This is a genomic window from Streptomyces sp. MB09-01, assembly GCF_033794505.1.
In the GTDB taxonomy this organism is placed as follows: Bacteria; Actinomycetota; Actinomycetes; order Streptomycetales; family Streptomycetaceae; genus Streptomyces.
The window spans coordinates 1-24,345 of record NZ_JARAYQ010000015.1 but is presented as its reverse complement, the minus strand read 5'-3'; the positions used below and the strand labels follow the sequence as shown (position 1 = coordinate 24,345).

The window sequence follows — 24,345 nt, the reverse complement described above, 5'->3', positions numbered from 1 at the left end:
GGGATCGCGGCGTGGATCAGCCGGCGGCGTCGAGCAGCAGTTTCGCGGCGACCGTCGCCCCGTCGGTACGGAGCCCGGCGGCCACGGCCGTCGCCCGTGCGCCGGTCTCGGGCGTCAGGGCGGCCTCGAGGGCGAGCGACAGGGACCCGGTGGTCGGGGACGGGCCGTCGTGGGCGGTCCCGATGCCCAGGTCGGCGACCCGGCTGCCCCAGTACGGTGCGTCTCCTCCCTGGGGTACGACCACCTGGGGCGTGCCGGACCGGGTGGCGGTGGTCGTGGTGCCCGCGCTGCCGTGGTGCACGACGGCGGCCGCCCGGCGGAACAGCGCCTGCTGGTTGACCTCGCCGACGACGAAGCAGTCGTCCCGGTCGTCGACCCGGTCCAGGCCGGCCCAGCCGCGGGAGAGGACCACGCGGCGGCCCTGCGCGCGCACCGCGTCGACGGCCGTCCGCGCGAACTCCTCCGGGGCGCCGACGGGCGTGCTGCCCAGGCCGACGTAGACCGGTGGTGCGCCGGCGTCCAGGAACGCCTCCAGGCCGGCGGGGAGCGGGCGTTCGTCGGGCCGGATCCAGGCGCCGGTCTGCACCACGTCGAGGTCCGTCGTCTGCCAGGGGTCCAGGACCGGGTCCGTGGCCAGCCACGGCCGGTCGGTGAAGGCGTAGTCGCGGACGTTGTCCACCGGCGGCAGGCCGAACGAAGCCCGTCGGCCGTTCAGCTCCTCGGCGAACATCTCGTTCGCGATCCGCGCGTCCAGCTCCCAGAGCGCCCGGTTGTCGCTCACCCCCGGCGGCAACGGCCGGCCCCGCCGCGCGGGCGGCCGCCGGTGGGGCGACGGCAGGGCGACCGGCTGGTGGCTCGCGTGCACGTAGCGGATGCCCAGCTTCTCGGCCACCGACCGCGCGCCGGTCACGGCCGGCAACGGGCCCGTCGCCACCAGCGCGTCGCACCCCACGGCCGCCGCGGCGACCGTCTCGAACTGCGCGCCCATCAGGTCGGCCACGCGCTGCGCCAGCCCCACCGCCGAACCCGGCGTCACCGAGTGCACCATCGGACCGACCGGCTGCCCGGCCGGCACCATCTCCACACCGACCCCGGCCAGCCGCTCGACGAACTCCGCATCCGGCGGCGCACACACCCGCACCTCCGCGCCGAGCTCCCGCAAGGCGACCGCGAGACCCGCCATCGGCTCGACACTTCCGCGCGACCCGTACGTCGACAACAACACACGCAACGTGAACAACCCCAACTTCCGCAGATTCCAGGTTCGATGGGCGATTCTGCGGCACGAGCGGGGTCTTGCCGCAAGGCCCCCGGTGCGCTATATGTTGAGCGTGGCAAGGAGTCGGTGACCTCCTTGCCCTTCCTTTTGCCGTCCGCTGCCTCACCGCGCGCAGGGAACGCAAAGGTGACTGGACCCGCCCGGACACGGTACGAAGTCCCTCGTGAACGAAAAGATCCAGGCCGAGACGGTCCGCGTGTTCATAGCGCTCGCCCCGCCCGACGACGCGAAGGAAGAGCTGGCCGAGCGGCTGCGGCCCGCCTACGCCGCGTACCCGGACATGCGCTGGAACCGCATCGAGGACTGGCACATCACCCTGGCCTTCCTCGGCGAGCTCCCCGTCGCCGCCGTTCCGCTCCTCAAGGAGCCGCTCGCGGACCTCGCGGCGGCCCGGCGGCCCCTGAAGCTGTCACTGCGCGGCGGCGGACACTTCGACGAACGGGTCCTGTGGACCGGAATCGACGGAGAGCTCGACGCACTGCACCTCCTCGCCACCGACGTGCGCGCGACGGTCCGCGCGTGCGGCATCGACTTCCAGGAGCGGCCCCTGCGCCCCCATCTGACGCTGGCCCGCTCCCGCCGCAACGACCGCACCAGCGCGGTGGAGGCGGCGGCCGGGCTCGCCTCGTTCACCGGCCGCCCGTGGCAGACCCAGCGGCTCCACCTCGTCGGCAGCAACACGGGCCGCGGCCCGGGACCCATCCACTACCGCGACATCCAGGCCTGGCGCTTCGACGGTACGGACTGAAACGGGCGGCCGGACGGAACCGGATTGATCATCTTTGGCGTCTTCGTCGCCACGTGATCGTCAAGGGAAGAGGAGAGCCGACGTGGAACGGACCCGTCGAGCAGTACTGACTCTGGGAGCGGGGGCGGCGCTGACCGCGGCCCTGCCCGCGGGCGCGGCGCGTGCGGCGTCACGCGGCGGGAACAGCGGGGACGGCAGGGACGGCGAGGTCGTCCGGCAGCTGCGCGGGCTCGAGCGCGAGTACGGCGCGCGGCTGGGGGCGTACGCGCGAGACACGGCCACCGGCAGGACGGTGCTGTACCGCGCGGACGAGCTGTTCCCCCTGTGCTCGCTGTTCAAGACCCCCGCCGTGGCTGCCGTGATGCGGGACCTGGACCGCGACGGCCAGTTCCTCGCCCGGCGCATCCACTACACGCAGGAGGACGTCACGTCCGCGGGCGGCGGCACGGTGACGGAGCGGCCCGAGAACATCGCCGGCGGGCTGACGGTGGCCGAGCTGTGCTCCGCGGCCATCGCCCAGAGCGACAACGCCGCCGCCAACCTTCTGCTGCGCGAGCTGGGCGGCCCCACCGCGGTCACCGCCTTCTGCCGTTCCGTAGGGGACCGTACGACGCGCCTCGACCGGTGGGAGCCGGAGCTGAACTCGGCCGAGCCCTCGCGGGTGACCGACACGACCAGCCCGCGGGCGATCGGGCGGACATACGGGCGGCTCGTGCTCGGCGACGTCCTGGCCCCGCGGCACCGGGAGCTCCTGACGCGGTGGCTGCTGGCCAACACGACGAGCGCCGACCGCTTCCGGGCCGGCCTGCCCGCCGACTGGGTGATCGGGGACAAGACGGGCACCGGATCGTACGGGACCAACAACAACGTGGGGATCGCCTGGCCTCCGGGGCGGCCGCCGGTGGTGCTGGCCGTGCTGACCACCAAGCCGGAGGCTGCCGCGCCGCGTACCGACGCACTGGTCGCGAGGGCCGCCACGGCGCTGGCGGCAGCGCTCTCGTGACGGCTCGCCCGACCCGACCGGTTCACGGCACCGCACCAGGCTTGCGGCCGTGGACCTCCTCTCACGCTCCTGGGCAGCGTTGCGCACGGCGGTCGCCGGACTCCGTGACGAGGACTTCGCACGGCCGTCCGGCTGCTCCGGGTGGCTCGTGCGGGACCTGGCGTGCCATCTGGTCATCGATGCCCAGGACGTCCTGATCACACTGGTCACCCCCGCCGGTACGGAGCCGACCCGCGACGCGGCGACCTACTGGAACCTCGTCGGGGCCCCGACCGGCGAGGACCCGCTCGACGCGCTGACCGTCCGCCTCGCGGCCGCGTACGAGGAGCCGTGGCTGCTCAAGTTCCACCTGGACGACGTCGGTTCCGCCGCCGGCCGCGCCGCCGCACTCGCGGATCCCGCGTCCCGGTCAGCACGCGCGGCGAGGTGCTCACCACGGGCGACTACCTCGCCGCGTACGTCCTGGAATGGACCCTGCACCACCTCGACCTGATCGCGCACCTCCCGGACGCGGCGGACCCGCCCGCCGAGGGCCTCGCCCGGTCGCGCGAGCTGCTGGAGAGGATCGCCGGCGCGGCCTTCCCCCCGTCGTTCTCCGACAAGGACGCGCTGCTGATCGGCAACGGGCGCCGGGCCCCGACCGACGGGGAGAAGGCCGCACTGGGCGGTTCGGCCACGCCGCTCCCGCTCCCCCTCGTCCTCGGCTGACCTGGATCCGCCGCACGCCGTCCCGGGGCGCACCGATGCCCGATCCGATATTCGGTGGGATTCACAGGCGGGTGTCTGTGACAATCCGCCCTGATGATCACCACCGTCGAACAGCTGCTCTCCGCACTCGACTCCCTCCCGCACAAGGCCCGCCTGCGGCACACCGCCGTCACCGCGCACGCGCTGGCCGCCCGCGGCGAGCTCCGGCCGCTGCTCACCGCACTCGACCGGCTCGGCCCGTACGAACGGCGGCTCGCCGCGCTCGCGGCCCTGGCCGGCGCGGACACCGACCACCTCGCCGCGCGCCTGGCCGACCCCGACCCGGTCGTCCGCCGCTACGCCCTGCGCGGCGCCCGCGCTTCGGCCGTTCCCGACCGGGCCGTCCAAGCCGCCTACGACGACGCCCCCGCCCTGGTCCGCGCCGACCTCGCCCGGCTGCTGCGCGACGGCAGCCGGCCCGCCCTCGCCGAGCGCCTGCTGCTGCGGCTGCGGACCGAGCGCGGCGACCGGGACGCGGCCCTGCTCCTGCCGGGCTGCTCCCCGGAGTTCACCGCCCGGATGCTGCCCGAGCTCGCCGGCGCCGTCGCGTTCGAGGGCTGGAGCCTGCTGGCCCGACGCCATCCGGCAGCCGTGCTCGACCAGGCCGAACGGGACCTCGCCTCGCTGTCCCCGCAGCTGCGCGCGGGCTGGTGGCCGCACCACGCCAACGGGGTCGCGGCGGCCCTCCCCGCCGCCCCCGCGCGCGTACTGGACCTCCTCGAACGCCACGGCCCCGGGGACCTGCCCGACCCGCTGCACGACCGGCTCGCCGACCTGGTCGACGCGGACGCCGAGCGGACCGCCCGCTGGCTCGCCGACCCCGGCCGGCAGAGCATGCGCTGGGAACGCACCCCGAACCCGGCCGTGCTCCGCCGGCTGGTCGCGGCCGCACCGCCGTCCCTGCACCGGCTCGCCGCCCGCTGGTCCCACCGGGGTGCTTACGTCACCATGCTGCGCGCGGTGCCGCCCGCAGACCGGGCGGCCTTCCACGACGCGGTCACCGCCGCACGGCCGGGCCGCGCCTCGGGCGGCATCCCCGACTCCGTTCTGGCCCTGATGCCGGAGGCCGAACGGCACGCCAGGGTGCGGGCGGAAGTCGCGCAGGGCCGCGCCGAACGATGGGCCACGTACGATCTGTGGCCCACTCTCGCCCTGCTCCCGCCGGCCGAGGCCCGGCCGGAACTCCTCGACGCGACCGGCTCCGGAGACGCCGACGACCGGGCCTTCGCCTGGCGGCAGGTGGTGTCCAACGCCGGGTACGCGGCGGATCCGGCCGAGGTGGCCGCCGTACTGCACCTGGCCGCGCGCCGGCTGCGCAACGAGCGCGACCCCGTACGTCGGTCCGCCCTGGAGGCAGTCGCAGTCCTGCGCGCGCCGCTGCTCGCGGCAGCCCTCACCGGGACCACGGGCCGCGTCGGCCGCGACGACGTGCAGCGGCTCTGTCTGGACGCCCTGCGCGCACGCGACTGCTCGCCGGCCACCCGGACCGCCGTCCACACCCTCGCCGTCACGCTCCTCAACTCCTCGGCCGACGAGGAACTCCTCGCACTCGCCGTCCACCTGCTGGGGGCCCTCACCGCCCGCACCGGCTCGCTCGCACCCGCCGTCCGGCTGGACCGGGCGCTGCGCCACGGCCGCGAACGCGTCGTGCTCGACGCCGTACGGCCCTGGCTGGACACCGCGGCCGGGCAGGGCGACCACACACCGCTGCTCGCCCTCGTCGAGGCGTTCGGCAACCGGGCGCACGGGATCCCCGAGCTGCAGGACCGCCTCGCCGAAAGCCTGCGCGACTGTCCCGACACCGCCTTCGCCGACCTGGCCGCGGCCTGGCTGGCCGACCCTGCGACGCGGGCCGCCCGGGTCGCCGTACTCCTGGAGCGGGAGCCCTCGGCGGCGGTGCTCGGCCCCGTACTCGACGTGCTCGCCGCGGACCGCACCGACCTGCTGGACCACGCGCTGGCCGACCCTCCGCCCACCGGCCGCTTCCCTGCGCCCGGCACGCCCCGCGCGCTGCCCCGCTTCCGCCGTGCGGACCGGTGGCTGCCCCGCCAGCAGCGTGCCGCCGTGCGCCTGGCGGAGACGGCCCTCGCCGACCCGGGCCGGTCCCTGGACGAACGCGCCGCGCTGCTGCGCGAAGCGGCCGGGGTCCGAGGATACGGGTACGAGCTCGTCCAGCGGTACGGCGGCCTCGACGCAGCGGGAGCGGATCCCGCCGCGCTGGCGGCCGCCGCCCTCGGCGACGCACCGGACACGGCCCTGCGCCTGCTGCTCGACAGCGCCGGCGCGGACGACGCCGCAGCGCTCTGGGCGGTCGCCGACCAGGTGGCGCTCCGGGCCCGCCCGGACACCCTCGCCGCCGCGCTGCGCGAACTGCTCACCCGCGAAGGCGGGGTGAAGGTCACCGTCCGCAAGTCGGCGGCGCGGCTCGCCGCCCGCCACCTCCCGCCGGAGGACGCCGCGCGGCTCCTCGCCCGGACGGCGCTCGACGCCTGCGCGCACCCGGACCTGCGGAGCGCCGCCGTCGCCCTGGCCCCGGCCCTGCTCCCCGCCGAAGCGGCGTGGTCGCTGCTGGAGTCCGCCGTCGCCGACGGCCCGGAAGGCGCCCGCCGCGCCGTGCTGCGCGGCCCGGCCGAGGTGGCTCCCGCGCACCGGTCCCGTTACGGCCGGCTGGTCACCGGTCTGCTCGCCACCGCCGACGAGTTCACGACCCAGAGCGTGTTCTGGGCCCTGGAGGAATGGGCCGCTTACACGCCCGCCGTCACCGTGGCGCTCACGGACATGATCACCGACCTGACCTCACCCCTCACCTGGGAGGCCGGCAGGACCCTGCTGCGCATCGCCGGATCGGAGCAGCCCCGTCCGGCAGGCGGAGCGGCCCCCGGCAGTGCCCTCCACGAGACGGTCGCCCGGCTGCTGACGGCCATGGCCGCGGAGGACTGCGCGTCGGAAGGCGGCGCGTCGGAGGACGGCGACGCCGACGGTCCCGAGCGGCCCGCCCGCCATCGGATGCACCACCTCCTCGGCTCGACCATGGTCACGGTGCCCGGCCCGCTGTGCGCCCCGCTCGCCCGGCAGTTGGCCGCCGTAGCGGGGCTGACCGGCCTGCGCGTCTCCCTGCTCGTCCAGGCCGTCGACCCGACCGCGCCCGAAGCCGAACTGACCACGGCCTGCCGCGAGCTGAGCGCCGCCGTCGCGGACCGCCCCGCGCTGGCCGGCCGCAGCGCCCACCAGCTGCACCAGCGGCACCAGCACGCCTCCCCAACGGTGCAGCAGGCGGAAGGGGCGCTGAGGACCGTGCGCGCCCTGTCCGCCGGCACCCTGCCCGACGGACTGTTCGCCGCGGCCCTCGCCGGCGCCCTCGGCCCCGGCCTGAACTGGCCGGGGCCCTGGAGAGCCGCCGTCCGCGCCCTGCGCCGCCACCGAGAAGAGGAGGTGCGCGAGGCGGCCGATGTCATCGTCCTCCCCGCCGCATGAATACCGAGAAAGTATCCACACAAAGCATCGTGCGATAAGCCGAGCAGAAATGAAATCGACTCCATAATTCAACACACCGAATATGCAACCCTGTCGAACCCTTGACGCCACATGGTGCGGACGCGCTAACTTTCAGCATGCCGGGCGAGGGTATTCGACTCCGCTCCGAGCCGAGCTTTGCCGCTGTGTTTTTTGATTTCTTATCACACAGTTTCCCACCAGGCTGATCGGTTGCGTTCCGGAGGAGGCAGAGTGGTCGTCAGGCGTGCATTTCATTGGCTTTTCGGACATGAGCGGGGCGCACCACCACCGCAGTACCGCACAGCGCGTTTCCGGGTCGGCGCCGTCGTCATGATCGTGATCTGCGGACTGGCGACGTGGACAGGGGCGCCGTCGGCGAGCGCCGCGCCTTCGTTTCCGATTTCCCTGACCGTGACGAGTGTCGACGGAGTCGGCGACGATCTCGACGGGATCGGCCGCAGTGACGCCGATTTCTACGCCGGCGTCGAGTTCGCTACGGGCACCATCAACGCCACGCGGACCGCGGGCAACAGCTTCACGGACCATGTGGACGACGATCCCCACATCACGCCCTTTTGGGTGATGTCCGGCCTTGTCGATCCGTTCACCGTGAACGACGTCCCGACCGCGCATCTGACCCTGGCCGTCTGGGATCACGACGACTGTGACGTCCCCTTCTGCACGGACACCGGCGAGCTGGAATCGAACGACGACCGGCTCGACATCAAGTCCGGCGCCGGGGAGACGGTGACCGTGGCCGTCGACCTGCGGAACGGCAAGTGGAGCGGCGACGTCAACTGGCCGTCCAACTGCGTCACCGGGGACGGCGGCGAAGCCGTCAAGATCTGCTTCGACATCGGTGTCAACTCCTCCACCGGAGATGCCGACGCCGACGGCCTGCTCGACGGCTGGGAGCACAACGGCTACAACGACAACGGCGACACCACGATCGACGTCGACCTTCCGCGCTTCGGCGCCACGGCCGACCACAAGGACCTCTTCCTGGAGCTCGACCACTCGGACGGCGAGGCTCCCGCACGCGACGACATCCAGGCGATGAAGGACGCCTTCGCCGACGCGCCGTTCGAGAACATCGACAACAGTGACGGCATCCGGCTGCACGTCGACACGGGCAACCTCGTGGACCTCGAAGCCCGCAGGGGTCAGGTCCCCGGCACCTGTACGGACGGCATCGACAACAGCGGGGACGGCCGGACCGATGCCGCCGACGAGGACTGCGACAACGTGGACAGCGGCGATTCCGGCGAGTTCCTCGAGACGAGCGTCGAAGACCCGGCTCCCAACTGCACACCGGCGGACACCGCCAATCCTGACTGCCTCGTCGGCGATGACCTCGGCGGCGGGAACCGGCTCCCCGCGCACCTGAACAACTGCGGTCTCGACGCGGTGTTCTACAACGCCAAGAGGGGCGGGGGCGGAGCGTTCCCGACACCCAACTTCAACACGAACCGGCGGATGATCTTCCGCTACGCCATCAGCACGCGAAGCGATCAGGACACCGACGGGAGGGGGCCGGACACCGGCTGCGGAGCGGGCGGGCAGGGTGAAATCGGCGGCAACGACTTCGTCGACTACAACCACGACGGTGGGTCCGTCATGCACGAGCTCGGGCACAACCTCGCGCTCCAGCACGGCGGCAACAAGGACGAGAACTGCAAGCCGAACTACGTCAGCATCATGGACTACGACGAGCAGTTCGGCGTCAGTCGTGCCGGTGGCGGTTCGGTCATCGACTTCTCGCCACCGCGCATTCAACTGACGGGCGCACGCCCCGGACTGGCACCCGCCCACGGCAGGGCGCCACTGCCCCCGCTGGTGGAGAACGACCTCGACGAGACCGTCGTGCTGGACTCGACCGACAACGCCAACCTCGCCGTCTTCAAGGACGGGCGGGGCAACCGGCGCACCGGCCCGCTGACCGGCGGCATCGACTGGGACGGGGACTCGAACGACCCGCCGTTCGAGACGAACGTGGGGGCGACCAACATCAACACTTCGAGTCCGCCGCCGCCGCTCCCGGCCCCGCCCGCGGTTCCGACCCAGGAGCCGCTGGAATGCGCGCAGAACATCTCCAACACGGACACGATCACCGGATTCCACGACTGGCTCCGAGTCTCCCTCCCGTTCCGCCAGTTCGGCAACTCGGCGGACGGAGCGGTCAATCCCGAGACCACCAAGGCCCCGACGCTCGCCGACCGGGACGTCATGACGGCTCAGATCAACACGGCGGACGTGAGCGTCACCATCGCCGACAGTCCCGACCCGGTCGGCGCCGGTGAGCGGTTGAAGCTGACCGTGACCGCGACCAATCACGGGCCCAACCCCGCCCACTCGACCGAGGTGAAGACGACCCTCCCGGACGGCGTCGCATTCGTCGACTCGAGCGTGCCGTGCGTGCGTTCCGGGCTTCTGGTCACCTGCAACCTCGGCAGCCTGGAGGATGACGCGTCGAGGGCGTTCGACATCCGCGTGGACGTTCCGCCCGGCTTCCTGTACCCCGGCGGACAGCGGTCCGTCACCACCAGGGCCGTCGTCGACAACCTGTACGGACCCGATCCGAACCCCGGGAACGACACCACTTCGGCGGACACCCTCGTCATCACCAAGGCGGACGCCAAGGTCACGGCAGTGAGCACGTCCTCGCCGCTCGAAATCCTGGTCGGACAGTCCGCCCGGGCCACGGTCGACGTGACGGTCGAGAACGCCGGGCCGTCGAGCCCCGTGGACACCGTGCTGGCCGGCACCGCCACCGCCGGCGGTGGAGCCGGTGTGTCACCGGCGACGACCTCGGCGCAACAGATCGCGCTCACGGTCGGCTCGCCGCGCACCATCAGCCAGGCGTTCACCCTGAGCTGCCAGACACCCGGCTACAAGACGATCTCGTTCAACTACGCGATCACCTTGAAGGATCCGAACGCGATCGATCCCGACACGGCCAACAACTCCAAGGCCGCGTCGTTCCGCATCGACTGTGTCGTGCCGATCGCCGTCAACGTCCGGCCGCAGGGCTTCCCGAACACGATCAACCTCAACACCGATGCGACACTGGCCGCGCTGACGACGTCGGCCGGTGAGTACGGGCTTCCGCTCGCCTTCGACGCGACGACCATCGACGCGCTCTCGGCCCGCTGGGGCCTGCGGGGCAACGTCTTCGACACGGGCGCCGTGTCCGGCGCGAGGGAGGTTCACAACAGGGGCCACATCGAGCGTTCGTACGAACTGGACGAGACCACGCGCGACGCGGACCTCGACATGGTGATGCACTTCAAGCCCGCGGACAGCGGCTTGACGGCGCAGTCCACCGTGGCCTGCCTGAGGGCGGACTTCCGTTCCGCCGACGGCACGGTCTACCGCGCCCTCGGCTGCGATTCGGTGCGGGTCAGGCCGTAAGGACCGGCACCGCCGCAGCGGGCGATCGTACGGAGACTGCCGGGGGGCCGCGCCCCCCGGCAGTCTCGGTACTCCGGCGGTGGCCGGTTCCCCCACGAGGCGACGGCACCTCGTCTACGGTGAGCCCATGAGGCTGCTGCTGACCTCCGACACCCACGTACCCGCACGGGCCCGGCGCCTGCCCGAAGGCCTGCTGGCGGCCGTCGGCGAAGCCGACGTGGTGGTCCACGCCGGGGACTGGACCGACGAGGCCACGCTCGACCTGCTGGAGTCGAAATCGCGGCGCCTGATCGCCGTGTACGGCAACAACGACGGGCCCGCCCTGCGCGGCAGGCTGCCCGAGGTCGCCCGCGCCGAACTCGGCGGCCTGCGCTTCGCGGTCGTCCACGAGACCGGCCCGGCCGACGGGCGCGAGAAGCGCTGCGCCGCCCGCTTCCCCGACGCGGACGTCCTGGTGTTCGGCCACAGCCACATCCCCTGGGACTCCACGGCCCCGAGCGGGCTGCGGCTGCTCAACCCCGGCTCTCCCACGGACCGCCGGAGACAGCCCCACCACACCTTCCTGACCCTCACGGTCGCGGACGGCGCCCTGCACGACGTCGTTCTGCACCGGCTGCCCGGGCGGTCCTGAACCCGCGGGCCGTCGTATCCGGGCCGAGGGTGAGCTCCGCCACGCGGCAACGCGCGTGCCGGGACAGCCGAGTTGGGGCGATTGTCCGGCTCGTCCCTGTGTTGGCCCTGCGGGTTTCCTTAGGGGAACCTGAAGAACCCCTCCAGCGCGCTCTTTTCGATGGTCGGCGACCTAGGCTCAGCCGGACTCCCCTCCTCCCCTTCTCCTGTGAGGTGTAACCGTCATGAGCCGCAGCCACACTCCCGAAACGCCGTCCCGCGCCGAGGCGCGACGGAAGAGGACGGTGCGCACCCGCATCGTTCTGTCCGTCACCGCGGCGGCCGCGGCGGTGGCGGTCGGGGTCGCCGTGGCCGACTCCGACGGTGATGCCGGCAGAGACCGGCGGGCCGACGGCGCCGCCGGTCCTGCGGCCAAGTCCGCGGGGACCGGTGACGGCGTGGGGACGGCACCCTCCCCTGCCGTCCCCACTCCCACCACCGACGCCACGGCCACGGCGAGCCCCAGCCCGTCCGGCACACCGGACGCCGGCGCCTCCGAATCCGCCGCTCCGCCGGAGCCCGACACGGCGGAGAGCAGCACTCCGGCCAAGTCGGCGGCGACCCGGGCCGCCGACCCGACGCGCAAGCCCTCCACGACCACGGGCGGCGGTTCCGGGGGCTCGGGCGGTTCAGGCGGCTCGGGGGGCTCGGGCTCCGGCACCGTCAACGGCGATGCCGAGTCCGCGGTCCTCGCCCTGGTCAACAAGGAGCGGGCCGCCGCCGGGTGCGGCGCACTGACCATGAACGCCAGGCTGAGCAACGCCGCACGGACGTACAGCGACACGATGGCCCGTAGCGGCGTCATGTCGCACACCGGCCCCGACGGGTCCACCATGACCAGCCGGGTGGAGGCCGCCGGATACGGGTGGTCCCGCCTGGGCGAGAACATAGCCCGAGGCCAGGCCGACCCCGACGCGGTCATGAAGGCGTGGATGAACAGCTCCGGCCACCGGGCCAACATCCTCAACTGCGCCTTCAAGGAAATCGGCGTCGGCGTCCACAAGGGCGACGGCGGCCCGTGGTGGACGCAGAACTTCGGCACCCCGAAGTAGCGGGACCCGGACCGGCGAACCCCCGCCGCGTACCGAAACAGTCAGCCACCCCCCACACACGTCCTCCGACCCGTCCCGCGGGTCGGAGGACGTCGGCGTTCACCGACCCGCCGCGGGCCCGCCCGCCGGGGCCCCGGGGCTCTTCGGGGGAGGCGGTGCCGGGCCGGGCGGCGGGTCGGTCAGTATGGGGCCGTGCCCCGGATTCCGCGTTACCTGTTCATATGGCTGTCGTGCACGGCCACCAGCGTGACCGCCGTGCTCGCCACGGTCCAGTTCGTGGTCGGCTCGACCCGGCATACGCCCCCGGTCGCGCGGTCCGCCCCGGTGGTCATCGACACGCCTCCGGCCTGGGAGGCGGGGAGCGCGGCGCCGGTCACGCCGTCCCCGTCCGCGAGCCCCTCGCCCACCGTGACGCAGCGCCCGACCCCCTCGGCCGCGACCCCCGCCAAGGCCTCGCCCGAAACTCCCCGGACCACCGCGCCGAAGAGCGCCGTGGACTGCGAGGAGGGCGGAGCCGGCCTCCACACCGTCCCCTCGCAGGGCGGCAAGGTGACGGTGCGGTACGGCAGCCGGGGCGTCTGCCTGATCTCCGCGATCCCCAGCCGCGGCTTCAAGGCCACCACCGCGCAGACGTCGGACGACACCCTCACCGTCACGTTCTCCGGCGCCGACCACCGGTCGGTGGTCACGGCGACGATCGTCCCGGCGGCGAAGGCGAGCGTCCGCGAATCCTCGTTCTGACGTCGGTCCGTTTTGCGCGGTTCGGGGTCTTGTACGCCCTCGTGCGCCGCGCTCCGGCGAAGCGGAAGGTGAGCGCTTCCTTAGGGCAACCTCAAGATCGTGCCGAGGCGGTTCCGCAGGCCCTGACGGGGCCTATGCTCGCGTCAGCCGAGCGGCCCTCGGCGCCGGGGAACCGCACCCGGCGAACCCGCGGGCCGTCGGTTCCGCCGAGCCGGGAGGCATCGGCCCTCCCGCAGTCCGCATCGTGCCTTGGGGTGTCTTCGCCATGACTTCTCGCCTGCTCCGATCCGTTCGCGCCGACCTCCGTACGACGGCTCCCCGCTCCGCCGCGCCCCTGCGGACGCGGCTGCCGCTGGTCGCCGCCGCCGTGGTCGCGGCGGGGCTGACCGCCGCCTGCGGGCCGGCCTCCCAGCCCGTCGGTTCCGCGGCGCCCTCCACGGCCGGGCAGTCCGTGGAGGCGGCCCTCCCGTCCGCGTCGGAGTCCGCGACCGCGTCCCCCGAGGCCTCCCCGACCGCCTCGGCGTCGCCGTCCGCGTCCGCGTCCGCCACTCCGTCGCGTGCCGCGTCCGGATCGGCCTCCCCCGCCCGGACGTCGGCCAAGCCGGCCCGTACCTCCGCCGCACCCGAGCCGGCCCGGATACCCGGACCCGGATACGACAGTTCGGCCGACGCGCAGAAGCAGATCGAGGCGGCCCTGCGGGCGGCCAAGGCCGACGGGCGGGCGGTACTGCTCGACTTCGGCGCCAACTGGTGCGGCAACTGCAAGGCCGCCGACAAGGTGTTCGCCCAGCCGCAGACCGCGGGGATCCTCGGAGCCTCGTACCACCTCGTCAAGATCGACATCGGCGGCAACAGCTCCGCCAACTCGGCGCTCCTGCGCAAGTACAGCCCGTCCGGCGGGACGTACACGATGCCCGTCCTGGTCGTCGTCTCCTCCTCCGGCACGGTGCGCACCGACACCCACGTCACGGGCAACCCGTCCCTGACCGCGGACGGCATCAACTCCTTCCTGCGCAAGTGGGCGTCATGAGACGGATGGGGCGGTCCCTCCCCAGGGCCGTGGTGGTTCCGGCCGGAGCGGGCCTCGCAGTGGCGGCCGGTCTGCTCCTCGCCGGCCTCGTGACCGACGACGGCGGCGCCGGGGCGCCGGACGGGCGGGCGGGCGTCGCCCGGGCCGCCGAGGCGAAGGTCCTGGACCCCGGCGCCCGGCGGAACGCGCCCGCGCTGGCCGGCGACGACCTGGACGGGGAGCCGGTCGGCCTCGCCGCCTTCCGGGGCCACGTCGTCGTCCTCAACGTCTGGGGTTCCTGGTGCGGCCCCTGCCGGGCCGAGGCCGAGGACCTGGCGCGGCTCAGCCGGGAGACCCCGGTCGAGGAGGTCCGCTTCCTCGGCATCAACACCCGGGACCCGGACCGGACGGCGGCCCGGTCGTTCGTACGCGAGCACGGCCTGGACTTCCCGAGCCTCCACGACCCTTCCGGCGCACTCCTGCTCCGCTTCCCTCCCGAGCTGCTCAACCCGCAGGCGGTCCCCTCGACCCTCGTGATCGACCGCCGCGGACGCATCGCCGTCGCCATCGGCGGCGCCGTCACCGGCGAGCAGTTGCGGCCCCTGCTCGCGCGCGTGGTGGAGGAGGAGTCGTGACGGGGGCGGCGGTCGTGTACCGGACGCTCGCCCTCGCGGACGCACCCGCCCTGGTGAACGGCACGCTGGCGATCGCGGCCCCCGTGGCCTTCGTCGCGGGACTCGTCTCCTTCCTGTCGCCGTGCGTACTGCCGCTCGTACCGGGCTACCTCAGCTACGTGACCAGCCTGTCGGTCGCCGACCTGGCGGACGCGCGCGGCGGGCGCCGCAGCCGCATGGCAACCGGGGCGCTGCTGTTCGTCCTGGGCTTCACCGCGGTACTCGTCTCCGGCGGCGCCCTGTTCGGGTACTTCGGCCGTACCCTCCTCGCCCACCAGGAGGTGGTCACGCAGGTGCTCGGCGTCTTCACCGTGCTCATGGGGCTGTCCTTCATGGGGTTCCTGCCGGGGTTCACCCAGCGGGAGTTCCGCAGCCACCGGCGCCCCGCTCTCGGGCTCGCCGGGGCGCCCCTGCTGGGAGCCGTGTTCGCGGTCGGCTGGACCCCGTGCATCGGCCCGACGCTGGCCGCCGTCCAGGCGCTCGCGTGGACGGAGGCGAGCGCGGCCCGAGGAGCCCTGCTGATGGCGGCGTACTGCCTCGGGCTGGGCCTGCCGTTCCTCCTGGCGGCGCTGGCGTTCCGGCGCGCCCTGGGCGCGTTCGGCCTGGTCAAACGCCACTACCCGTGGGTGCTGCGGATCGGCGGCGGCATGCTCGTGCTCGTCGGCGCCCTGCTGGCCACCGGGGTGTGGAACGACCTCGTGTACCGCATGCAGTTGTGGAGCGCGAACTTCAGCACGGCCCTCTAGAGCCGTCCTGCTCCTCGAAGACGAAGAACCGATTCGATCCCGCGGTTCGATCCGATCCCGTGATCCGTGACACAGAAGTGCAGAGACAGCCATGAACCTTTCCGTGCATGTCAGGCATTCCCGGAAGGCCCGCATCGCGGCCGCCCTCGTCTGTCTGGCCGCGCTCGCGGCATGCGGCCAGCAGCCCGCCAAGGTCCCCGACGCCGGGGCCGGCGCCACCGCGCCCACGACGCGCTTCAGCGAGAACGGGGTCACCGTCACCCTCTCGGTCTCCGACTGGCACGCCTCGAAGGGCACCGTCACCGCGGTCTTCACGCCCGAGCGCAAGGGGTTCCACCTCTACAGCATCGACCTGCCGGCGACCGGCATCGAGGACGTGGGCCGCCCGACCGCGATGGCCGTCGCGGGGGTCCTCAAGGCGGAGGGCAAGCTGACGGCCGCCCAGGACGTACGGTCCATCAGCGTGCCCGGTGTCGACGCCCCGGTCCCGGTCTACCCCGACGGCCCCGTCACCACCACCCTGCCGGTCCGCGCCGACGGGGACGGGAACGCGACCCTGCTGCTCGGCTACGCGAGCTGCAGCACCCAGGACGGCTGCACCATTCCGGTCTCCGACCGCCCCGTGCAGCTGCGCGTCACCCGTGACGGCCCTACCTTCGACGCCGGCTAGGGGCGGGAGCCCCTAAGGTGTGCCCATGCCGAGCGTCCTGGTCGTCGAAGACGACCCCAGCATCCGCCAGTCACTGATCGAGGTCCTGGCGGAGCACGGGTATGCCGTGCGCAGCGCGGGCGACGGGTTCGGCGCCCTGCGCGAGGTCACCCAGGCGCCCGTCGACGCGGTGGTCCTCGACCTGGGACTGCCCGATCTGGACGGAGGAGACGCACTGCGCATGATCCGCGGCATATCCTCCGTTCCCGTGCTGGTGGCCACCGCCCGCGACGACGAGACCGAAATCATCAAGCTCCTCAACGCGGGCGCCGACGACTACCTGGTCAAGCCCTTCTCAGGGGGGCAGCTCGTCGCGCGCCTCTCCGCCGTCCTGAGGCGCACGAGCCACGTCCCGTCGACCGGTGCCGCGGCGGGGGCGCCGGTGGCGCCGGCCGCCGAACCGCTGCGCCCCACCACCGTGGGCGAACTGGCCGTCGACCCCGGCGCGCGCACCGCGTACCTGGCCGGGCGGGAGCTCCGCCTCACCCGCCGGGAGTTCGACCTGCTGGCCTTCCTCGCCCACCACACCGGTCAGGTCGTCTCCAAGCGCCGCCTGCTGACCGAGGTCTGGCGCGAGCCGTACGTGGACGACCAGACCGTCGACGTGCACCTGTCGTCCCTGCGCCGCAAACTGGGCGAACGCGCGGCGGCCCCGCGGTACCTGCTGACCGTCCGCGGCGTCGGCATCAAACTGGTGGCGCCGCGTTGAGACGCTCACTGGCCGGGGTGGCGCTCGCCGTGACCTCCATGGTCGCCCTCTCCTTCCTCATACCGCTGGCCGCACTGGTGATGTCGCTCGTCAAGGAGCAGGGCGTCACCGCGGCCGAGCAGCGTGCCGCCGCCCTGGCGCCCGTCCTCGCGCTGACCACGGACCCGGCGGCCCTGCGGGAGTCCGCCGCGAGCCTGGACGCCGCCGAGCACCTGGTCGTCCACCTGCCGGACACCGGGCCCCTCGGCCGCTCCAAGGCCCCCGCGGAACTGCTCGAACGGGCACAGCGGGGACGCGAGTCCATCTCGCAAGAGGTTCCACGCGGCTGGATCTGCCTGCAGCCCGTGGTGCTTCCGGGGGAGCAGGTGGCCGTCATCGAGAACTTCGTACCCGAGGAGGAACTGACCCGCGGCGTCAAGGAGTCCTGGGCGGTCATGCTCTTCCTCGCCGTGGGACTGATCGGCGGATCCGTGCTGGTCGCCGACCGCCTCGGCGCGAAGGTCGTCAGGTCCTCGAAGCGGCTCGCCCAGGCATCGCGCGCCCTCGGCCAGGGCGACCTGGACACCCGGGTGGACCCGATGGGCCCCAAGGAACTGCGCGAGGCGGGCGTGGCCTTCAACGCGATGGCCCACCGGATGACCGAACTGCTCGCCGTCGAACGCGAACTCGTCGCCGACCTGTCCCACCGGCTGCGCACCCCGCTGACCGCCCTGCACCTGGCATCGGAGCGGATGGCCGGCACCCCGGAATCGGCCAGGGTCGAAGCGGCGGTCGGCGAACTGGAGACGGAACTCCAGGCCATCATCGCCACGGCGCGCACTCCGCTCGCCGTGGGACCCATGGGCCAGGGCATGCTCGCCGCCGAACCCCCCACGGGCAACCGCGCCGCGGGCAAGGGGACGCCCGGCCCCCGCTGCGAGGCGGCCGAGGTCGTCCGCCGCCGCACCGCCTTCTGGGCGGTCCTGGCGGAGCAGCAGCAGCGGTGCTGTTCCCTCGACCTCACTCAGGAACCCACGGCCGTGGGCCTGTCCGAGGACGACGTCGCCGCCGTGGTGGACGCACTCATCGGCAACATCTTCCGCCACACCGCGTCCGGGACCCCCTTCGGCGTCCGCGTCGTGCGTACCGCCCACGCCGTGGAGCTGGTCGTGGAGGACGGCGGGCCGGGCATCCCGGACCCGGACCGGGCCCTCTCCCGCGGGAGCAGCACCGGTTCCACCGGGCTGGGTCTCGACATCGCGCAGCGGGCCGCGACCGCCACGGGCGGCGCGATGCGCATCACGCGCAGCCCCCTGGGCGGCGCGCACATCACCGTGACGTTCGCGCTGGCCACGCCGTCGCCGACGGGCCGCGGGCCGCGCCTCTCCCGCCGCCGTCCGACCTGGCGGGCCACCCGCCGACCGCGGACCTGAGGCCGGGGAGCGCCGTCCCCACGGCCTCCCCAATGGCTTACAGCCCACCGGAGCCCGGGCCCACCTGACGCTCCCTGCACCGTGACGCCGGCTCCCTGCCCGATCCCCGCGGGCAGGGCGCCGGCGCGTCCGCGGTGCTACGCCCGTCTGCCGGTACGTTCCGGCCTGCGGGCGGACAGCACCCGGCCCAGGTCCAGCATGCTCAGGCCGAACATCAGGATGCCCAGGGGGACATGGAGCGACGGCATGTGCGCGATGCCCAGCACCACCTGCACCGATGCGAGGACGAGGAAGCCGGACGAGTACAGGATCGGGCGGGGCGAGCCGCCGCCCGGCCGCCACGCCAGGACCGCGGCGAGCACGTACAGCATCGATGCGCCGTACATCACGCGTGAGCCGACGTCGTGCAGTGTCGCGCCGAACGACGAGGTCAGCAGGAGTCCGGCGGTTGCCGCCTGGAAGAAGATGGCCAAGGTCTGCAGGGCGATCGAGACCTGCAGGAACGTGATCCTGCCCCGTACTGCTGTCGTCTGTGTGGCCATGACGCGGTCCCCTCATCTGCCTCGCGGCGGTGGATCGGTAGTGTCTCGTCGGTCCGACGACACAGGGCCGTGAAATGTGAGGCGGGACGTGGAACTCACATTCCGGCGCGGTGTTTCGTCGACGTGTGGAGAGCCGAAGCGGACGAGAAAGAACCAGGGAGCGGTCACGACCATGAGCACCCCATCCGAGGCAGGGCGCGACCGGTCCGAGCCGGACCTGAGCGCGGTCGTCGACGAGCGGCGCCAGCTGATCAACCTCGCCTACCGGCTGCTCGGTTCACTGGCCGAGGCCGAGGACGCCGTACAGGAGACCTACACCCGCTGGTACGCGATGTCGCGGCAACAGCAGCAGGCCATCGAGTCACCGGGCGCCTGGCTGACCACGGTGGCCAGCCGCATCTGCCTGGACGTGCTCGGCTCGGCGCGGGCCCGGCGCGAGCGCTACGTCGGCGCGTGGATACCCGAGCCGCTCCCCGACCGCACGGAATGGATCAGCAGTCGGACCGGCGGTGCGAGCGCCGAACCGGCGGACCCCGCCGACCGGATCACCCTCGACGAGTCGGTGAACATGGCCTTCCTCGTCGTCCTCGAGTCGATGACACCGGCCGAACGCGTGGCGTTCATCCTCCACGACGTGTTCCGCTACCCCTTCGCCGAAGTCGCCGAGATCGTCGGCCGGACGCCCGCGGCCTGCCGCCAACTGGCATCCTCGGCCCGCCGCCGCATTCAGGCCGCACGGACCCCGGCCGTTCCCTCGGCCGGACAGGCCGGCCTGGTACGGGACTTCAAGGAGGCCTGGGAGGCCAAGGACATCAAGGCCCTCGTCGGCCTCCTCGACCGCGACGCCACGATGACCGCCGACGGCGGCGGCATGGTGGGCACCGTCCTGCGCCCGGTCGAAGGCAGCGAACGCATCGCCCAGTACCTGATCCACATCTCGGACAAGGCCCCCGGGCTGACCCTCCTGGAACGGACGGTCAACGGCCGGCCCGGCCTCGTCGCCCAGCACTCCGGCCTCACCGTCACCGTGGCGGCCTTCAGCCTCACCGGCAACCGCATCACCCGCATCTGGGCAGTCCGCAACCCGGAAAAACTCCGCCCGTGGACCGAGAACGCACGGAGCTGACCCACTCCCTCAGCCGCGCCGCGAAGGTGGTCCGGCGGGTGGCCGGTGGTGCGGCAAAAGGTCGGTTGACAGGCCGCCCCGTCGCCGGGTCAGGGCATCTCGTCCGGGTCGCAGCTGGCCCGGCGCAGCCCGATCGTGCGCAGGGCCCGCATCAGGGCGTCGGCGTCCCCCTCGCGCACGACGTGGACGGCTCCCTCGACCGTGAGGCCCGATACCGCACGGGGCACCTGGGCGGCGGCCGTCCGCAGCACCACACCGCTCGGCGGGTCCAGGGTGCGCACCCCGTGGAAGACGCGGAGGACGTCCGGGTCCGCGTCTAGCAGGTCGAGCCCGGCCGGCAGGGACATGACCGTGATGTCGGGCAGCAGGACGCGGGCGTGCGCGAGGGCGACGGCGGGGTCGTGGGCATGCGACACGACCCGGAAGTGTGGGTTGCGCTGGATGCCCGAGCGCAGCAGTTCCAGCTGCTCGCCGTCGGGCATGCCGACCACCAACACGGTCATCACCTGTTCCATCCTGCGCTCCGGCACGCTGCGGGGCGACCCGGGGCGCGCGACCGTCCTCCGGCGGGGGCCGGAGCCGATCGCGGTCCGGGTCGCCCCGCAGCAGGTTCCAGCCGATTGGGGATCCCCGACGGCGGCGCAGAGCGACGGAAGATCGACGCCGCGGAACGCGAAGCCTGGTCCTCGCGTGACCCTCGCGGGTCAGGTGTTGAGGAGGCGGTTGAAGAACGACCGGTAGTGCTGCAGTGCCAGCCGCAGTTCCTCGGTCGCCACCTGCTCGCCCTGGCCCCACTGGCCTTCGAGCCCCTGCTTGTGGGCGGAGAAGGTACGGGCGAGGGTTTGCATCACCTCGGCGACGAGGGCGTCCGCCGACGTGACCGCCTCCTGCGGGTCGTCGACGAACCGGCCCTGGATCTCGTTCCACGCCTTGCGGTAGTCCGCGGTGTCCTCGGCACCGAGCAGCGGCTCGTCGACGCCGTCGGCCGCGTCCGCGGGGCCGGTCCCCGCCGTGCGATCCGTAGCTTCCGTGCGATCCGTCGGGCGTTCGTCGCCGTTCTCGAAGTTCCCCGGCTCGTCGGCGCCCGCGTCCGCGGTGGCCTCCCCCGGGTACGTGGGCGGCGTCCGCCCGTCGGCCGGCGCGCCACCGCCGTCGTCGAACTCGCGGTTCGTGCCCGGGTCCGAAGCCGGCACCGGACGGGCGATGTCCTCCGTCGTGATGCCGGCGTCGCCGACCCGTTCTTCGTTGCTTTCGTGGTTACGCATCTCACCGGCTCCTCTGGTCAGTCAGCAGGTCGTCGAACAGGGCGCGGTAGTGCACCATCGCTCCGCGGAGTTCCTCGGTGGTCGTCCGCTGGTCGGCGCTGCGCACCTTGACGTCGTGGGCGGCCCGGTAGTGCTCCAGGGTCCGGCCGTGTTCGACCGAGAGGTCGCGCAGCTGGCCGCTGTAGTCGTCCGTGGGATAGCCCCGCTCGCGCATCAGTCGCGACACCAGTTCGTCGGCCTCCTCCACGGAGCCCTCCGGCCGGTCGACGAAATGTTCCTGGACGGTGCTCCATTCGGTGGCGTACAGGTCTCGCCGTTCGGCGGGCAGTTCCTTGATCTCCAGCTTGTCGTGGCGCTGCTCGCGGGCGCGCAGCTCGCGCTCGGCGGCCATCCGGCCGCCCTCCGCCTCGACCGTGCGGTCATACTCGGGTCCGAACTGGTGCTGCAGGTGCCGTCGGCGCGCCATCGCCCACAGTGCGACCGTGAGCGCGATCACGACGACCGCTGCGACGGCGATGACGGCGATGAGTGTGCTGGATGACATGTTCGGCCTCCATTCCGGGGCCTCGTCGGATTCATTCACGCGGCTGCCCCTGTCTCTGCGGGGCAAACCCGCGCGGCCCGGCGGCCAACCGGCGATGATCTCGTAGAGGATGTCGTGCACGGCTGTCGTGCACCGATCTCGTCCACGCTGCGCCTACCCGGCGGATCACGGCTCAAGCGGCGCGGTTCGAAGGCGTCGGGCCGGGTAGCCGCTCACCGGTGAGAGGAGTGGTCATGCCCGAGACCGGGCTCGATGGCTTCACCGGCGTGCTGGACGGGCCGATGTACGTGGTCACGGTCGCGGCCGGCGAGGAGCGCTCGGGGTGCTTGGTGGGGTTCGCCTCCCAGTGCTCGATCCGTCCGCCGCGCTTCGTCGTGTGGCTGTCCACGGCCAATCACACCTACCGCGTGGCGCGCGGAGCCCCGTACCTCACCGTGCACGTACTGCGCCGGGACCAGCACGGGCTGGCAGAGCTGTTCGGCGGCGAGAGCGGCGACCGGGTGGACAAGCTCGCGCGGGTCTCCTGGCGGCCCAGCAGGCACGGCAGTCCCGTGCTGACGGACGTGCGCACCTGGTTCGTCGGCAAGGTCGAAGGGCGGATCGAGGGCGGCGACCACGTGGGCTTCCTGCTGGCACCGGTCGAGGAGGGCCCGCCCGGGGACGACGGGGCGGACGGGTCCGCCGTCGAGCTGCTGCGCTACAGCGATGCCGATGACATCACGCCGGGTCACCCCGCGTGAGGCCCGCCCTCGGCGAACGGGCTGCTGTCGATGTGTGCGAGCAGGTCGGCGGGGTGCCGGTAGACGGCCCGCGCCCCGGCCTCTTCCAGGTCGCGCCGCGCGATGCCTCCGCAGAGCAGCCCCACGCACGCGACGCCGGCCCGGGAGGCCGCCCGCATGTCCCACACGGTGTCGCCGACGAACACGGCGTCGCGCGCGGCGGCATCGGCGAGGCCGAGGGCGAGGAGCACCGGATCGGCTGCGGGCTTGCCCTCGCTCACGTCGTCGGAGCTCGCCGTCGCGGTGATGGCGTCGTCGGCGCCGACGGCCCGCCTGAGCGCGTCGAGCTCGGCGTCCTTCGCCGAGGTCACGAGCACGACCCGCCAACCCCGGCGGTCCAGCTCGCGCAGCAGCTCGGCTGCCGAGTCCAGGGCGGGCAGCCGGTCGAAGTACGTGCCGTAGAGGGTGGTGTGCGCGGCGCTGAGCGCGTCGTCCCCGCTCGCGTCCCGGTCCTCGCCCAGCAGGTGCGCGAGGAGGTCCTCCCCCGGCAGTCCGATCGCGCGGTGGATGTCGTGCATCGCGACGTCGTGACCTGCCTGGCGCAGGGCCTCCCACCAGCAGACCACATGCAGGTGATTGGTGTCGGCGAGGGTGCCGTCGACATCGAACAGGGCGGCACGGTTCATGTCCGCCTCCCTCCGGGCTCGGTGGGCGAGGTGGCTGGTGCCGGCAGGGGCGACCGGAGCGCGCTGCGCCCCTGGTCCCAGGCCTCGCCGATGTGGGCCGCGAGGCGGTCCTCCAGCAGGACCGTCGCCGCGCACCCGAAGGCGATGTCGGCCTCGAGCCCGGGCTCGTCGGCCAGGAGGCCTGCGATGACCTCGTGCCGTACGACCTGTTCGTGGACGGCGTCGGCCTCCACGTGCTCGGCGTAGAAGTGCTCGGCGGCGGGTCCCGCCCCGCAGCGCCGCATGGCCTTGGCCAGGCGCCTGGACCCGGGTGACGAGGTGACCTCGACGCACGCGAAGTGGCCGACGAGAGCGCCTCGCAACGCCCGGTGGAGACCGAAGAGGGACATGAGGTTCACGGTCGCGAGCAGGGGCGCCGGTGCGCGGTCCAGGTAGCGGCCGTACGCCGGATCCAGCCCGAGGTCGGTCATGAGGTCCGCGAAGAGCTGGGCGTGGATGCGGTCGGCGCGGCCGGCTCCGAACTCGTCGTACTCGATGGCGACCATGGCGGCCTTGGCCCGTCCGGTGAGCCGGGGGATGACCCAGGCGTGCGGGTCCGCCTCCTTGAGGTGGTAGAGGGAGCGCAGGGCCGCGTACTCGCGCAAATGCCAGAGCTCTCCCTCGGTTTCGAGACGGTGACTGAGGCTGCCTGAGAGGTCGACGGGCTCGACGAGCAGCGGGGCGAAGGCCTCCTCGACCGATCGTGCTCGGGGAGCGTCGGACAGCTCGGTGCGCAGGGCGTGCAGGAGGCGGGTTTCGAGGGCCTGGCGCAGCCGCAGCAGGTCCGGATCCCATTCGCGCTCGTCGCCCACGCCGTCGAAGCCGCGGTAGTGCAGTTCGTAGAGGAGGTAGAGCGCGAGCTGGAGGTCCTCACCCCACGGGTCTGCCTTCAGTACGGACCCGGTGGCGTACGCGGGCGGGCCGCCGGACCGCAGGGCCTCGGCCACGGCCGTGGACAGGGGGCCCCGACCCTCGGTCAGGCGGGGGCCGGCGGCGGTCGCCGTCGCGCCGGGGCTGGGA

22 protein-coding genes and 1 pseudogene are annotated in these 24,345 nt (G+C 73.0%); 16 read left to right on the top strand and 7 right to left on the bottom strand.

The genetic code is table 11. The features are described from left to right. Positions 1-16: 16 nt before the first annotated feature. Positions 17-1,183 carry a glycosyltransferase gene (locus PV721_RS05495; protein WP_416371030.1) on the bottom strand — a complete coding sequence of 389 codons (1,167 nt, stop codon included), beginning with the start codon at positions 1,181-1,183 and terminating at the stop codon, positions 17-19. A 259-nt stretch (positions 1,184-1,442) separates the two neighbouring features. On the opposite strand from PV721_RS05495, the gene thpR reads away from it, so the two are divergent. The 14 genes and pseudogenes from thpR to PV721_RS05425 all read left to right on the top strand — a co-directional run bounded on the left by thpR (position 1,443) and on the right by PV721_RS05425 (position 18,404). Continuing rightward, positions 1,443-2,027: an RNA 2',3'-cyclic phosphodiesterase gene (gene thpR / locus PV721_RS05490; RefSeq protein ID WP_319721675.1), complete on the top strand. Its 585-nt coding sequence runs from the start codon at positions 1,443-1,445 to the stop codon at positions 2,025-2,027. 82 nt (positions 2,028-2,109) lie between these two features. Beyond that, positions 2,110-3,030, top strand: coding sequence for a class A beta-lactamase (gene bla / locus PV721_RS05485; RefSeq protein ID WP_319721674.1), 921 nt, complete (start codon positions 2,110-2,112; stop codon positions 3,028-3,030). Positions 3,031-3,079: 49 nt separating this feature from the next. Continuing rightward, positions 3,080-3,738 (top strand): annotated as a pseudogene (locus PV721_RS05480) (maleylpyruvate isomerase N-terminal domain-containing protein). A gap of 93 nt (positions 3,739-3,831) precedes the next feature. After that, a complete protein-coding gene (locus PV721_RS05475) occupies positions 3,832-7,251 on the top strand; it encodes a hypothetical protein (protein WP_319721673.1) in 3,420 nt (1,139 codons plus the stop codon). A gap of 432 nt (positions 7,252-7,683) precedes the next feature. Continuing rightward, positions 7,684-10,683 (top strand): hypothetical protein, encoded by a 3,000-nt coding sequence (locus PV721_RS05470; RefSeq protein WP_319721672.1) that lies wholly within the window; start codon positions 7,684-7,686, stop codon positions 10,681-10,683. A 127-nt stretch (positions 10,684-10,810) separates the two neighbouring features. Continuing rightward, positions 10,811-11,314 (top strand): metallophosphoesterase, encoded by a 504-nt coding sequence (locus PV721_RS05465; RefSeq protein WP_319721671.1) that lies wholly within the window; start codon positions 10,811-10,813, stop codon positions 11,312-11,314. Positions 11,315-11,537: 223 nt separating this feature from the next. Beyond that, a complete protein-coding gene (locus tag PV721_RS05460) occupies positions 11,538-12,404 on the top strand; it encodes a CAP domain-containing protein (protein ID WP_319721670.1) in 867 nt (288 codons plus the stop codon). Between the two features lie 192 nt (positions 12,405-12,596). Then, complete coding sequence (locus tag PV721_RS05455) at positions 12,597-13,145, top strand: hypothetical protein (RefSeq protein ID WP_319721669.1); 549 nt, start codon at positions 12,597-12,599, stop codon at positions 13,143-13,145. Between the two features lie 265 nt (positions 13,146-13,410). Beyond that, the gene (locus PV721_RS05450; protein WP_319721668.1) at positions 13,411-14,175 is read left to right on the top strand and encodes a thioredoxin family protein; all 765 of its coding nucleotides are present in this window, start codon (positions 13,411-13,413) and stop codon (positions 14,173-14,175) included. Then, on the top strand, positions 14,172-14,789 hold the full coding sequence (locus tag PV721_RS05445; protein ID WP_319721667.1) for a TlpA disulfide reductase family protein: 618 nt from the start codon (positions 14,172-14,174) through the stop codon (positions 14,787-14,789). The genes PV721_RS05450 and PV721_RS05445 overlap by 4 nt, the downstream gene beginning before the upstream one ends. Further along, entirely contained in the window at positions 14,786-15,574 is a 789-nt protein-coding gene (locus tag PV721_RS05440; protein ID WP_319721666.1) for a cytochrome c biogenesis CcdA family protein, read from the top strand. The genes PV721_RS05445 and PV721_RS05440 overlap by 4 nt, the downstream gene beginning before the upstream one ends. Before the next feature lie 103 nt (positions 15,575-15,677). Continuing rightward, a complete protein-coding gene (locus PV721_RS05435) occupies positions 15,678-16,244 on the top strand; it encodes a hypothetical protein (protein ID WP_319721665.1) in 567 nt (188 codons plus the stop codon). Positions 16,245-16,269: 25 nt separating this feature from the next. After that, positions 16,270-16,992 (top strand): response regulator transcription factor, encoded by a 723-nt coding sequence (locus PV721_RS05430; RefSeq protein ID WP_319721664.1) that lies wholly within the window; start codon positions 16,270-16,272, stop codon positions 16,990-16,992. Beyond that, a complete protein-coding gene (locus tag PV721_RS05425; protein ID WP_319721663.1) occupies positions 16,989-18,404 on the top strand; it encodes a HAMP domain-containing sensor histidine kinase in 1,416 nt (471 codons plus the stop codon). Before PV721_RS05430 ends, PV721_RS05425 begins: the two co-directional genes overlap by 4 nt. A 137-nt stretch (positions 18,405-18,541) precedes the next feature. Here the strand turns inward: PV721_RS05425 and PV721_RS05420 are convergent, their stop codons facing one another. After that, positions 18,542-18,946 (bottom strand): hypothetical protein, encoded by a 405-nt coding sequence (locus PV721_RS05420; protein ID WP_319721662.1) that lies wholly within the window; start codon positions 18,944-18,946, stop codon positions 18,542-18,544. Positions 18,947-19,118: 172 nt separating this feature from the next. Here PV721_RS05420 and sigJ point away from each other — a divergent pair, with 172 nt between their 5' ends. Further along, positions 19,119-20,072, top strand: a complete 954-nt coding sequence (gene sigJ, locus PV721_RS05415; RefSeq protein ID WP_319721661.1) for an RNA polymerase sigma factor SigJ — start codon at positions 19,119-19,121, stop codon at positions 20,070-20,072. 89 nt (positions 20,073-20,161) lie between these two features. On the opposite strand, the gene PV721_RS05410 is transcribed toward sigJ, so the two are convergent. From PV721_RS05410 to PV721_RS05400, 3 genes are all read right to left on the bottom strand, one after another. Next, positions 20,162-20,575, bottom strand: a complete 414-nt coding sequence (locus PV721_RS05410; RefSeq protein WP_319721660.1) for a hypothetical protein — start codon at positions 20,573-20,575, stop codon at positions 20,162-20,164. A 201-nt stretch (positions 20,576-20,776) separates the two neighbouring features. Next, positions 20,777-21,337, bottom strand: a complete 561-nt coding sequence (locus PV721_RS05405) for a hypothetical protein (RefSeq protein ID WP_319721659.1) — start codon at positions 21,335-21,337, stop codon at positions 20,777-20,779. 1 nt (position 21,338) lies between these two features. Continuing rightward, entirely contained in the window at positions 21,339-21,881 is a 543-nt protein-coding gene (locus tag PV721_RS05400) for a hypothetical protein (protein WP_319721658.1), read from the bottom strand. Positions 21,882-22,114: 233 nt separating this feature from the next. Between PV721_RS05400 and PV721_RS05395 the strand changes: the two genes are divergently transcribed. Beyond that, positions 22,115-22,621 carry a flavin reductase family protein gene (locus PV721_RS05395; protein ID WP_319721657.1) on the top strand — a complete coding sequence of 169 codons (507 nt, stop codon included), beginning with the start codon at positions 22,115-22,117 and terminating at the stop codon, positions 22,619-22,621. On the opposite strand, the gene PV721_RS05390 is transcribed toward PV721_RS05395, so the two are convergent. Both PV721_RS05390 and PV721_RS05385 read right to left on the bottom strand, forming a co-directional pair. Beyond that, complete coding sequence (locus PV721_RS05390; protein WP_319721656.1) at positions 22,609-23,286, bottom strand: HAD family hydrolase; 678 nt, start codon at positions 23,284-23,286, stop codon at positions 22,609-22,611. The genes PV721_RS05395 and PV721_RS05390 overlap by 13 nt on opposite strands. After that, a complete protein-coding gene (locus PV721_RS05385) occupies positions 23,283-24,305 on the bottom strand; it encodes an iron-containing redox enzyme family protein (protein ID WP_319721704.1) in 1,023 nt (340 codons plus the stop codon). Before PV721_RS05385 ends, PV721_RS05390 begins: the two co-directional genes overlap by 4 nt. Positions 24,306-24,345 lie beyond the last annotated feature (40 nt).